The following is a 12,262-nucleotide window of genomic DNA, read 5'->3' on the forward strand; positions in this document are numbered from 1 at the left end:
ATCGCTGCCCGGGTCACGGGCGGCCCTGATCGCTGGGTTCACCACGCCTTGGTGTAGGTGACTGTGATGGTGTCGCAGCGGCTCGCCTGGAGGAGGAGCGCGTCCTTCTCGGCCTGGTCGACGGTGAGGTCGAAGCGCGCTTTGGTGGCGGTCCACTCGGCCGCATAGCGGCAGCGCTCCAGCAGCGGCCACCACTCGCCGGGATCCTGGTCGGACTTGGAGCGGTTCGAGCCCGCGGTGACCGCGACCAGCGAACGGGGGTCGCCCTGGTCGTTGGCGTAGATCTCCTTCTGCGCGGCGGTCCACGCGTAGGCCCCCGAGTCGTGGGCTTCAGCGAGCGGGACGAGGTGGTCGATGTCGAACCCGCTCGGGTCGGTGGCGGTCACGCCGTCGTAGTAGGAGTACCAGGATCCGCCGCCGGTGCGCGCGGAGTAGATCGGGCACGCCGTGCCGGCGGCGACGGGGACGACAGCCTCGTCCTTCAGGACCTCCGAGCGGGTGTCGCAGCCATCGGCGTAGAGGCCGGCGTTCCAGTGCTTCCACGTGGCGCGGTCATAGCCGGCGCGGACCTCGGCGGCGACGGGCAGCGAGCTGATGACAGCAACGAGTGAGTTCGGGGCCGGCAGGGTGGTCGGGGTCACCGTCGGTTCCGCGGTGGGCTCTGCGGTCGGTTCTGCGGTGGGCTCTGTGGTCGGTTCTGCGGTGGGCTGTGCGGTCGGCTCGGGCGTGGGCACGGTGGTCGGGGTGACCGTGGGCACGGTGGTCGGGGTGGTCGTGGGCACGGTGGTCGGGGTGACCGTGGGCTGCGCGGTCGGGGTGCCCGCGGCCCTCACGGTGATGACGATGCGAGCCTTGTCGCTGCGTCCGCGCTTGTCGGTGAGCTTGTAGGTGGCTGTGTAACGACCGGGTGCGGTGGCCGTTGTGGTCTTGATGACGACGTGCTGCGTGCGGTTCGACCCGACGACGACGGTGCCAGGTGTGGTTGTGGGGACTGCGATCAGCCCGATCTTCACGCCGCGCCTCGACGGGAGGCGGTCATTGCCGAGGACGTCGATGCGCACCGTCTCGCCGGCGACGAGCGTGACGGTGTCCTTGCGGGCCTCGGCGGGCCCGCGAGCGTCGGCCGGGCCGGCGAAGCAGAGGCCGACGAAGAGGGCGGTCAGCAGAGCTGCGGCGGTGGTGACGGTGCGAGGCGAGGTCTCCATGTCCTGCACAGTGTGCGGGCTGGGCGAGCTCCTGCACCGGTGAATCCGCAGACTCGTAGCGTAGGCGGGACTCGACGCGGTCACGCCCGCCGCTGGTGTGCGAGCAGACCTCAACGGACGCGTCATCACACACATGCGAGTTGTTGCGCGCCCGGACGGCCACGCGGGTCGTGCACCTCGTGTGCCGCAAGTGGCTCACGGCAGTCCCGCCCGCCCCGGTGCGCGGGAGGTCTGCCCGGGAGAGTGGCGAAAGAGATCGAGGACTTGCAGAGGTCACACGGCTGACGCCCGTGTCTAGGCAGGCGGCTGCCGTCACCGGTGGCGGCCGATCCGGTGGCGTCCGCACATGCCCCTGGGCCCGCCGACGCATGGTCGGCGGGGTGTGGGGCAGGGTCACCTTCGCGGTGACGGGATCCGGGGCGGGTCTGGACCTGCTTCGGGTGGGTCGAGTGCGGTGGTGCCGTCGCGGTCTCGGCGGTAGCGGTGGCCGTGCGGGCTGGCCCACTCGAAGATCCCGGGCGCGGTCATCCGGTAGCGCCAGGCGGTGTGGGTCTTCAGCCGGTGATGGAAGCGACACAGGGCCGCGAGGTTGTCGGTGTGCGTCGGCCCGGGTTGGGGTCGGCCTTCTGCGTCGGCGTCGTGGTCGTGCTCGGTGACGTGGTCGATGTCGCATCCCCTGGCTGGGCGGGCGCACCACGGGAAGACACACACGCGATCGCGGAGAGCCACGTGCTCGCGGATCCGGTCCGGGATCGCGTAGCCCGGCGCGGCCTTCGGCTGGTTGAGGTCGATGACCGGCTTGACGGTGACCTTGGTGTGGGAGTCGCCGCACCAGGAGCGGAGTTGTTCGAGCAGGAGGAGGCGCTGGCCCTCCTCGAGGCGCCCGGTCGGTCCGAAGATCGTGGTGTCGCCGGACAGGGTGGCGTCGACGTGGGCGTGGAGCACGACCTCCCGCGCGACCGGCAGGTCCTGCCCTTCGTCCGAGCTGTTGGTGTGTCCGTGCTGGAAGAGGTCGAGCGCGGTCTGCGTCCGGGCTAGGTCGCCCAGCGCTTTGGCCCGACGTGCGTCCAGGGACTCCTGCGAGCCGAGGGCCTTGAGGGTGGCGGCTCGGTGGGCGAGGGCCTGGTGGAGGTCGAGGCCGTCGGCGAGGTCGACCTCCGCCTCGAGTCGGACGGTGCCGGCGAAGTGGACGTCCTGGTCGTGGATCGTGACGTGGCGCGGGTCGAGATGGAGGTAGCCGTCCACGGGGTCAGCTGCCGGGTCGGCGGTCGCGAGGTCGTAGCGCTTGATCGTCTCCGCGACCAACCGGTCGAGCTGGGCGGGCCCAATCTTCGCGGCGACGGCGGCGACCTGCGCGTCGACGAACGCGGCTGCTTCCCGGGTGAGGGCCGGGGTGGAGTGGATCGTGACCTCCGCAACCGCGCGGGCGCGCCAGACCGGCACCCGGCCGGCATGCACCTGGCTCCAGAGCCGCGGCAGTCGGTGGCGCAGCTCGAGGGCGTGGCCGATGAGCTTCTTCGCCGACACGCTGGTGATGCCCAAGACAGCGCCGAGCTCGGTGACGCAGAACTCCGCCACCAGCGGCGTGCCGGGGCCGGCGATCGGCTCCTCGTGCTCACACCCCGCGACCGCGAACGAGGCTGCAGTGTGGATGGACTCGGGAGGGTGGAGGTCGGCCCAGCGGGCGGCGAGGTCGAGCTGCCGTGCGGCTTCGGTGTTCTCGATGGAGCGGGAGGCCTTGATCGAGGCGAGCAGGGCTGCGGGGCCGAGGGCGTCTGCCCCGGCCTCTGCTCCTGCTTCCAGTTCCTCGATCATGCGTTCGACTCTAGAGAAGGGGTCCGACAGCGGGGCAGGGCCTCGACACGCCTCGCTCGACTGCTCGACCACCGAGGATGGAGGGTCCGCTCGGCTGCTGGACCACGGACGGGGAAGCGCCCGCGATATGCCCTGCGGCACCCCGCGCGCAAGTCGAGGGGACCCCGTGTGGGGTGGGTCTTCTCACATGTGCTAGCCACCCCTGTTCTCGTTTTGTTCTCCCGTTCACAAACTCCTACAGTGGCTGAGTCCGAGCGAGGTTCGCGAGGACTGGAAAGAAGCAGCTGTGACCGCACGGACCCCCGACTCCGCCCGGGACATCCCCGAGGCAACCGTCGCCAGGCTTCCCGTGTACCTGCGTGCCCTGATCAGCCTCGCCGAGGAGGGCATCACCACCTGCTCCAGCGAGGAGCTGGCGGCCTTCGCAGGCGTCAACAGCGCCAAGCTCCGCAAGGACCTGTCCTACCTCGGCAGCTACGGCACCCGCGGTGTCGGCTACGACGTGGAGTACCTCCGCTACCAGATCGCCCGCGAGATCGGCGTGACCCAGGACTGGCCCGTGGTCATCGTGGGCATCGGGAACCTCGGCCACGCGCTCGCCAACTACTCCGGCTTCCGCAGCCGCGGCTTCCGCGTCGTGGCGCTGCTGGACGCCGATCCGGACCGCCACGAGGAGGTCGTCGCCGGCCTCGAGGTGCGCTCGTTCGAGGACCTCGAGTCCATCGTCGCCGAGCACGACGTCTCCATCGGCGTGATCGCCACCCCGGCCGTCGCCGCCCAGTCCGTCGCGGACCGGATGGTCGCCACCGGGATCACCAGCATCCTCAACTTCGCGCCGACGGTCCTGTCGGTGCCCGACGGCGTCGGCGTACGCAAGGTCGACCTGTCGATCGAGCTGCAGATCCTCGCCTACCACGAGCAGCGCAAGTCGGTCGCGCCCGGAGCAGGGGCGGTGTCATGAGCGTCCTGGTCGTGGGGATCTCCCACAAGTCCGCGCCGGTCGAGCTGCTCGAGCGCCTCGCGCTCGACGCCGACGGCACCGTCAAGCTGATCGCCGACGTCATCGCCGGCGAGCACGTCACCGAGGCCACGGCCATCGTCACGTGCAACCGCCTCGAGGTCTACGCCGAGGTCGACCGCTTCCACGGCAGCGTCGAGGACCTCTCCGGCCTCCTGGTGGAGCGCGCCGCGCAGTCCACGGAGGCCCTGCTGCCGCACCTCTACGTCCACTACGACGAGGGCGCGGTGTCCCACCTCTTCCAGGTCGCGGCCGGCCTCGACTCGATGGTCGTCGGCGAGGGCCAGATCCTCGGCCAGACCCGCGAGGCGCTGCGCGTCGGCCAGGAGCACGGCACCGTCGGCCCGGCCCTCAACACGCTGTTCCAGCAGGCCCTGCGCGTGGGCAAGCGGGCGCACGCCGAGACCGACATCGACCGCGCCGCCCCCTCGCTCGTCACCACTGCGCTCGAGCGCAGCACCGTGTCGGTCGCCGGGGCGCGAGCCGTGGTGCTCGGCGCCGGTGCGATGGCATCGCTCGCCGTCGCGCACCTGTCCCGCGGCGGGGCCACCAGCATCTCGGTGCTCAACCGCACCGCCGCCAACGCCGAGCGGCTCGCCGCGGAGTACGACGCCACCTCGGTGCCGCTGTCCGCGCTGGGCGACGAGCTCGCTGCCGCCGACATCGTCATCTCCTGCACCGGCTCGCCCGAGCCGCTGGTCCGCCTCGCCGACGTGGTGACCGCGCGCGGCGGCAGCGACCGCCCGCTCACCGTCATCGACCTCGCCCTGCCCCACGACGTCGACCCGTCGGTCGCCGACCTGCCCGGCGTCGAGCTGATCAGCCTCGCGGGCCTCGCCGACGAGCTGCGCGGCCTCGAGGCCACCGCCGGGGTCGAGGACGTCCGCACGATCGTCGGGCAGGAGATCTCCGCCTTCCTCGCCGTACGCCGTCAGGCGAGCGTGACGCCCACGGTCGTCGCGCTGCGCTCGATGGCCACCTCCGTCGTCGACGCGGAGATGGAGCGGCTCGCCTCCCGGCTGCCCGGCCTCGACGAGGCCACCCGTGCCGAGGTGCTGCAGACCGTGCGCCGCGTGGCCGACAAGCTGCTCCACGAGCCCACCGTGCGGGTCAAGGAGCTGGCCGACGCCGAGCCGGCGGTCTCCTACACCGCCGCGCTGGCCGAGCTGTTCCGCCTCGACCCCGAGGCCGTCGACCGCATGACGCGAGCGGAGGGCACGCCATGACCACCCTTCCCGCCATCCGTCTCGGCACCCGTGCGTCCGCGTTGGCCACCACCCAGTCCGGCCACGTCGCCGAGCTCATCCGTGAGCGCCTCGGCCGCGAGGTCGTGCTGGTCGAGGTCGCCACCGAGGGCGACCGGAGCTCGGCACCGCTGGCCTCGATGGGCGGCACCGGCGTCTTCGTCAGCGCACTGCGCGACGCCCTGCTCGACGGCCGCGTCGACGTCGCCGTGCACTCCCTCAAGGACCTGCCGACGGCCCCCGCCGACGGCATCGCACTGGCGGCCGTGCCGCCCCGCGAGGACCCGCGCGACGTCGTCGTCGCGCGTGATGGCCTGACGCTGGGCGAGCTGCCGGTCGGCAGCCGCCTCGGCACCGGCTCCCCGCGCCGCGTCAGCCAGCTCGCGGCGCTCGGCCTCGGCCTGGAGCTCGAGGGCATCCGCGGCAACGTCGACACCCGGATCCGCAAGGTCCGCGAGGGCCAGGTCGACGCCGTCGTCCTCGCCCGCGCCGGGCTCGCGCGGCTGGGTCGCCTCGAGGAGGTCACCGAGGTCCTCGACCCGCTCCAGATGCTCCCCGCGCCCGGTCAGGGCGCCCTCGCCGTGGAGTGCCGCTCCGACGACGCCGACCTGGTCGCCGGGCTCGCGCTGCTCGACGACGCCCCCACCCGCGCGGCGGTCACCGCCGAGCGCGCCGTGCTGTCCACCCTCGAGGCGGGCTGCTCCGCCCCGCTGGGTGCGCTCGCGGAGGTCGTGGAGGGTGAGGACGGCGAGGAGCTGTGGCTGCGTGCCGTGGCCCTGTCGGAGGACGGCGGACTCTCGGTGCGGATGAGCGCGACCGGCCCGGTCGACGAGGCCGCCCGGCTAGGAACACGCCTCGCGAGCGACATGCTCGACGAGGGAGCAGCAGACCTGATGGAAGCACCACCAGTGAGGAACCAGCACGCATGACGCGAGTACAGACCCCGCAGGCCAGCAGCCCGGACAAGGGGACGAACCCCGGGTGGGTGTCGTTCGTCGGCAGTGGACCCGGTGACCCGGGCCTGCTGACGGTGCGTGCCGTCGAGCTCCTCAGGAGCGCCGAGGTCATCGTCACCGAGGCTCCCGAGCACGTCGACCTCGTCCGGTCGGTGCTCGGCCTGCTCGAGGGCGCAGACGGGACCTGGGACGGCCCGGAGGTCGTCGACGGCGGCTTCGGCGAGGACGGCCAGCCCCTCACCCACGCCGCGCGCGCCAAGGTCGTCGTACGCCACGGCAAGAAGCAGCGCGTGGTGCGCCTGATGACCGGTGACCCCTTCCTCTACGCCTCCGGCCCCGAGGAGGCGCAGGCCTGCGTGAAGGCCGGCGTCGGGTTCGAGGTCGTCCCCGGCGTCTCCTCGGTGAGCGCGGTCCCGGCCTATGCCGGCATCCCGCTGACCACCAAGCGCCACCGCGAGATGTGTGTGGTGACCTGTGGCGAGAAGGTCGACTGGAGCGCCTACGCCGACGACCGCACCCTCGTCCTGCTCTCCGGTGTCGGCAGCATCGCCGAGACCGCCGCCGCCCTCATCGAGGCGGGCCGTTCGCCGCAGACGCCGGTCGCGATGACCCGCGTCGGCACCACCACCGAGCAGCAGACCCTCATCTCGACGCTGGCCGACATCGGTGCCGACGTCCGTGCGGCACGCATCGCCCCGCCCGCGATCACCGTCATCGGCGACGTCGTCGACCTGCGCCAGACCCTGTCGTGGTTCGAGACCAAGCCGCTCTTCGGCTGGCGTGCCCTGGTGCCCCGCACCAAGGAGCAGGCCGGGTCGCTGTCGCGCCGCCTGCGCGAGTACGGCGCGGTGCCCGAGGAGGTGCCGACGATCTCCGTCGAGCCCCCGCGCAACCCGCTCCAGATGGACAAGGCCGTGCGCGGCCTCGTCGAGGGCCGCTACGAGTGGATCGCCTTCACCTCGGTCAACGCGGTCAAGGCGGTGCGCGAGAAGTTCGAGGAGTACGGCCTCGACGCCCGCGCCTTCTCCGGCCTCAAGATCGCCGCGGTCGGCGACAAGACCGCCGAGGCGATCGCCGCGTGGGGCCTGCGGGCCGACCTGGTGCCGTCGGGCGAGCAGTCCGCCGCCGGCCTGCTCGCCGAGTGGCCGCCCTACGACGAGGTGCTCGACCCGATCAACCGCGTCTTCCTGCCGCGCGCCGACATCGCCACCGAGAACCTCGTCGCCGGCTTGGTCGACCTCGGCTGGGAGTGCGACGACGTCACCGCCTACCGCACCGTGCGCGCCACCCCGCCTCCGGCGCCGGTGCGCGACGCGATCAAGACCGGCAGGTTCGACGCCGTGGTCTTCACCTCGTCCTCGACCGTGCGCAACCTCGTCGGCATCGCCGGCAAGCCGCACCCGTCGACGATCATCGCCGTGATCGGTCCCGCGACCGCGAAGACCGCCGAGGAGCACGGCCTGCGGGTCGACGTCCTCGCGCCCACCCCCGACGTCGAGGTGCTCGTCGACGCACTGGCCGACTTCGGCTCCGCGCGACGCCTCGCGATGCTGGAGAGCGGCGAGCCCGTCACCCGGCCGAGCGAGCGCACCGCCTCGGGCCGCCGCAAGGCGCGCGCGAAGTGAGCGAGGAGCACCGCGAGCTGGAGACGCCGCTCGTCCGACCGCGCCGCCTGCGTCGTACGCCGGCGCTGCGGCGGATGGTGGCCGAGCACCACGTGGTGCCCAGCTCGCTGGTGCTCCCGGTCTTCGTGCGCGAAGGCCTCGGCGAGCCGCGCCCGATCTCCTCGATGCCGGGCGTCGTCCAGCACTCGCGCGACTCGCTCAAGCGTGCCGTCGCCGAGGCGGCCGAGCTCGGCCTTGGCGGCGTGATGCTCTTCGGGGTCCCCGAGCACAAGGACGCGACCGGCTCCGGTGCGATCGACCCGGGCGGCGTGCTGAACCTCGCGATCACCGACGTGGTCGCCGAGGTCGGTGACCAGCTCACGGTCATGTCGGACCTGTGCCTCGACGAGTTCACCGACCACGGCCACTGCGGGCTGCTGACGCCCGACGGCGAGGTCGACAACGACCAGACGCTGGCGGCGTACGCCGAGATGGCGCTCGCCCAGGCGGCCGCCGGTGTCGACATGGTCGGGCCCAGCGGGATGATGGACGGCCAGGTCGCCGTGGTGCGGCAGGCGCTCGACGCCGCCGGCCTCAGCCACGTCTCGATCCTGGCCTACTCGGCGAAGTACGCCTCCGCCTTCTTCGGCCCGTTCCGCGAGGCCGTCGACTCCTCGCTGGTGGGTGACCGCAAGACCTACCAGCAGGACCCCGCCAACGCCGTCGAGGGCGTGCGCGAGGCACTGCTCGACGTGGAGCAGGGCGCCGACATCGTGATGGTGAAGCCGGCCCTGGCCTTCCTCGACGTCGTCCGCCGGGTGCGCGACGCGGTCGACGTGCCGGTCGCGGCCTACAACATCTCGGGTGAGTACTCGATGGTCGAGGCGGCCGCCGCCAACGGCTGGATCGACCGCGAGGCCGCGATCCTCGAGACCCTGACGTCCATCCACCGCGCCGGCGCCGACGTGATCCTCACCTACTGGGCCTCCGAGGCCGCGCGGCTGCTGCGCCGCTGACCTGCCCCGGTGATCCGGCTCAGGGGTTGAGCAGCCCGGCCACGCAGGCGTTGAGCGCCGCGACGTCGAGCGCGGAGATCCCCGAGGCCAGGCACTGCGCCCGGGCCTCCAGCTCGGTGAGCGGTGCGGTGATCGTCTCCGTGGGCAGCGGGAGCGGCGGCGGCAGGACCGTGGGCACCGTCGTCGGGACCGTCGTCGGGTCCTTCGTCGGGTCCTTCGTCGGGTCCTTGGTGGGCGTGGACGTCGACGTCTGGGGCGGCGTCTGGGTCGGCTGCTGGGTGGTGGTCGGCGTCGTGGGGGTGCTCGTCGGCGTCGGCTTCACGGTCGGGGTCGGCGTGCTGCCACCCTTGTCGCCGGGGTCGCGCTTGCCGTCGCGGTCGCCCTGGCCGTCCTTGGCGCCGGGGGTCGCGGTGGTGTCGGGCATGATCACGCCCGAGGTCAGCGTGGAGGTCGGCACGGCGCTGAAGTCGCCGTCGAGGTAGGCCTGCATGATCTCCAGCACCAGGTCGACGTAGTCGTTGGAGTGGTTGTAGCGGTAGGCCGAGGCACGCTGGCCCTTCTCCTCCGACAGGTCGTCGTCGCCGGAGCAGAGGTAGACGGCCGTCGCGAGCGCGGAGTCGTCGACGTCCTGCGGGTTGCGGGCGCCATCGCTGTCACCGTCGACCCCCACGACCGACCAGGTCGAGGGGATGAACTGCATCGGTCCGACGGCGCGGTCCCAGCGGGTGTCGTCGTCGTACTGGCCGCCGTCGGTGTCGGCGATGGCCTGGGTGTCGTTCTTGCCGTTGAGGGCGATGCCGTAGATGCCCGGGCGGGCCACGCCCTGGTCGTCGAGGACGTTGCCGCCGAAGCGACCGTGGTCGGACTCGACGCGACCGATCGCGGCGATGAGCTCCCACGGCAGGTTGCAGCCCGGGTCGGCCTTGTTGATGACGCCCTCGGCGCGCTGGTAGGCCGAGAGCGCGGCCTGCGGGATGCTGCTGGCCGAGCCGGGGGTGAGGGCGGCCGCCCGGGTGACCGGGTCACCGATGCTGGCGGGTGCCTCGATGGCGGCGGCCGGGAGGACGGTGCCGTCGGGCAGGGTCCTCGATCCGTCGGGGTCGGCGCTGGCAGACCCGACGCCCACGCCCGCGAGGCTGGCCGTCCACGCGGCGGAGAGCACCGCAAGCGGGATGATCGCGGTCGCGCGGTGCAGCCGGCCGAAGCTCGCCATGTCCTTCATCTCCCCTGGGTCGTCCGGGTGTCATGATGCCCCCTCCGGGCGCACTAACACCTGGTCAACGACGCATCATCGCTCCACGTTACGCACGAACGGCATGTGGGCCAAGGCACACGGCCCACAGGCGCGTGCGCACCGACTGGGGATCCTTTGTCCTCCTGCGTGACAATGACCAGGTGACCTTCGCGACAACCACCTCGACGACTGCGGCCAGCGAGGCCCTCTTCGAGCGCGCTCGAGCCGTGACGCCCGGCGGCGTGAACTCGCCCGTGCGTGCCTTCACGGCGGTCGGCGGGACGCCACGCTTCATCACCTCCGCCTCGGGTGCCTGGCTCACCGACGCCGACGGCAACGACTACGTCGACCTGATCTGCTCGTGGGGCCCGATGCTCCTCGGCCACGCGCACCCCGACGTGCAGGCGGCGGTGGCCGGCGCAGTGGCCCGCGGTACGTCGTACGGCACCCCCACCGAGCCCGAGGTCGAGCTGGCCGAGGAGATCGTCGCCCGCACCCCGGTGGAGCGGGTCCGCTTCGTGTCCTCGGGCACCGAGGCGACCATGTCGGCCATCCGGTTGGCGCGTGGCGCGACCGGTCGCGACCTCGTCGTGAAGTTCGCCGGCTGCTACCACGGCCACGTCGACCCGCTGCTGGCCGAGGCCGGCTCCGGCATCGCCACGCTCGCGGTGCCCGGCACCAGCGGGGTGCCGGCGAGCTCGGCAGCCGAGACCCTCGTCCTGCCCTACAACGACCGCGACGCCGTGCAGGCGGCGTTCGAGGCCCACGGCCCCCGCATCGCCTGCCTGATCACCGAGGCCTTCCCGGGCAACATGGGCGTCGTCCCGCCCACGCCGGGCTTCAACGCCTTCCTCGCCGAGACCTGCCGCGCCCACGGCGCGCTCTTCATCAGTGACGAGGTGATGACCGGCTTCCGCGCCACCGATCAGGGCGGCTGGGGCCTCGACGGGGCGATCGAGGGCTGGGCGCCCGACCTGATGACCTTCGGCAAGGTGATGGGCGGCGGCTTCCCGGCCGCGGCGTTCGGCGGTCGCGCGGACCTGATGGCCCACCTCGCGCCCGAGGGCCGGGTCTACCAGGCCGGCACGCTGTCGGGGAACCCGGTGGCCACGACCGCTGGCCTCGCCACGCTGCGCCTGGCCACGCCCGAGGTCTACGCCCAGCTCGACGCGACCGCGCTGACGATCCGCACCGCCGTGGCCGAGAACCTCGCGGCCGCGGGCGTCCCGCACGTCGTCCAGGCAGCCGGCACCATGTTCTCGGTGTTCTTCCGCGATGAGGCGGTCCGCAACTTCGCGGAGGCCTCCACGCAGGACACCGCGGCCTACGCCGCGTTCTTCCACTCGATGCTCCACCAGGGCGTCTACCTCCCGCCGTCGGCCTACGAGGCGTGGTTCGTCTCCGCGGCCCACGACGAGCGGGCGGTCTCCACCGTCCTCGACGCGCTCCCGGCCGCCGCACTGGCCGCCGCCGTGGCGGGAGGTCACTGAGATGGCCGAGCAGACCATCGTCCACCTCCTGCGCCACGGTGAGGTCCACAACCCCGAGGGCGTGCTCTACGGCCGCCGCGACGGGTTCCACCTCTCCGCCCTCGGGCACCAGATGGCCCAGCGCATCGCCGAGACCATCGGGGAGCGCGACATCGTCCACATCCGCACCTCGCCGCTCGAGCGTGCGCAGGAGACCGGCGCCCCGCTCGCGCAGGCCCGTGGCCTGACCCCCGTCGTGGACCCGCGCGTGATCGAGTCCACCAACGCCTTCGAGGGCCTGAGCTTCGGCGACGGCGCGATGACGATCATCAAGCGCCCGCGCCTGTGGCGCCACCTCTACAACCCCTTCACTCCCTCGTGGGGGGAGCCGTACGACGAGATCGCCGGGCGCATGGTCGCCGCGATCCACGACGCCCGCGACGCCGCCCGCGGCCACGAGGCGGTCGTGGTGTCCCACCAGCTCCCGATCTGGACGACGCGGCTCTTCCTCGAGAAGCGCAGCTACCTCCACCACCCGAAGAACCGTCAGTGCACCCTCTGCTCGCTGACCAGCGTCGTCTTCGACGGCGACCGCATGGTGCAGGTGCGCTACTCCGAGCCCGCCGGCGACCTGATCCCGGTCGGCGACCGCTCCGCGCCGTTCTCCGCGGGCGGGGCCTCGGAGGGGGAGCGACCCTGAC

At 72.4% G+C, this 12,262-nt stretch carries 10 protein-coding genes; 7 read left to right on the forward strand and 3 right to left on the reverse strand.

The window, feature by feature from the left end; all coding sequences use genetic code 11:
- Nucleotides 1-38 precede the first annotated feature (38 nt).
- Both K4G59_RS01595 and K4G59_RS01600 read right to left on the reverse strand, forming a co-directional pair.
- A complete protein-coding gene (locus tag K4G59_RS01595) occupies nucleotides 39-1,205 on the reverse strand; it encodes an Ig-like domain-containing protein (RefSeq protein ID WP_231248733.1) in 1,167 nt (388 codons plus the stop codon).
- 393 nt (nucleotides 1,206-1,598) lie between these two features.
- Nucleotides 1,599-3,020: an HNH endonuclease signature motif containing protein gene (locus K4G59_RS01600; RefSeq protein ID WP_231248734.1), complete on the reverse strand. Its 1,422-nt coding sequence runs from the start codon at nucleotides 3,018-3,020 to the stop codon at nucleotides 1,599-1,601.
- 286 nt (nucleotides 3,021-3,306) lie between these two features.
- On the opposite strand from K4G59_RS01600, the gene K4G59_RS01605 reads away from it, so the two are divergent.
- The 5 genes from K4G59_RS01605 to hemB are packed head-to-tail and all read left to right on the forward strand — an operon-like array spanning nucleotide 3,307 to nucleotide 8,858.
- Nucleotides 3,307-3,981 (forward strand): redox-sensing transcriptional repressor Rex, encoded by a 675-nt coding sequence (locus tag K4G59_RS01605; RefSeq protein ID WP_231248735.1) that lies wholly within the window; start codon nucleotides 3,307-3,309, stop codon nucleotides 3,979-3,981.
- A complete protein-coding gene (locus K4G59_RS01610; RefSeq protein WP_231248736.1) occupies nucleotides 3,978-5,264 on the forward strand; it encodes a glutamyl-tRNA reductase in 1,287 nt (428 codons plus the stop codon). The genes K4G59_RS01605 and K4G59_RS01610 overlap by 4 nt, the downstream gene beginning before the upstream one ends.
- Nucleotides 5,261-6,211: a hydroxymethylbilane synthase gene (gene hemC, locus K4G59_RS01615; RefSeq protein ID WP_231248737.1), complete on the forward strand. Its 951-nt coding sequence runs from the start codon at nucleotides 5,261-5,263 to the stop codon at nucleotides 6,209-6,211. The genes K4G59_RS01610 and hemC overlap by 4 nt, the downstream gene beginning before the upstream one ends.
- Complete coding sequence (locus K4G59_RS01620) at nucleotides 6,208-7,863, forward strand: bifunctional uroporphyrinogen-III C-methyltransferase/uroporphyrinogen-III synthase (RefSeq protein WP_231248740.1); 1,656 nt, start codon at nucleotides 6,208-6,210, stop codon at nucleotides 7,861-7,863. Before hemC ends, K4G59_RS01620 begins: the two co-directional genes overlap by 4 nt.
- On the forward strand, nucleotides 7,860-8,858 hold the full coding sequence (gene hemB, locus K4G59_RS01625) for a porphobilinogen synthase (RefSeq protein WP_308189319.1): 999 nt from the start codon (nucleotides 7,860-7,862) through the stop codon (nucleotides 8,856-8,858). The genes K4G59_RS01620 and hemB overlap by 4 nt, the downstream gene beginning before the upstream one ends.
- A 19-nt stretch (nucleotides 8,859-8,877) precedes the next feature.
- On the opposite strand, the gene K4G59_RS01630 is transcribed toward hemB, so the two are convergent.
- On the reverse strand, nucleotides 8,878-10,080 hold the full coding sequence (locus tag K4G59_RS01630; protein WP_231248741.1) for a lytic transglycosylase domain-containing protein: 1,203 nt from the start codon (nucleotides 10,078-10,080) through the stop codon (nucleotides 8,878-8,880).
- A 173-nt stretch (nucleotides 10,081-10,253) separates the two neighbouring features.
- On the opposite strand from K4G59_RS01630, the gene hemL reads away from it, so the two are divergent.
- Together hemL and K4G59_RS01640 are read left to right on the forward strand one after the other, a co-directional pair.
- Complete coding sequence (hemL, locus tag K4G59_RS01635; protein ID WP_231248742.1) at nucleotides 10,254-11,582, forward strand: glutamate-1-semialdehyde 2,1-aminomutase; 1,329 nt, start codon at nucleotides 10,254-10,256, stop codon at nucleotides 11,580-11,582.
- A 1-nt stretch (nucleotide 11,583) separates the two neighbouring features.
- Nucleotides 11,584-12,261 carry a histidine phosphatase family protein gene (locus K4G59_RS01640; protein WP_231248743.1) on the forward strand — a complete coding sequence of 226 codons (678 nt, stop codon included), beginning with the start codon at nucleotides 11,584-11,586 and terminating at the stop codon, nucleotides 12,259-12,261.
- The last annotated feature ends 1 nt before the right edge of the window (nucleotide 12,262 follow it).

Origin of the sequence: Nocardioides furvisabuli (assembly GCF_021083185.1) — a bacterium.
Classification (GTDB): Bacteria; Actinomycetota; Actinomycetes; order Propionibacteriales; family Nocardioidaceae; genus Nocardioides; species Nocardioides furvisabuli.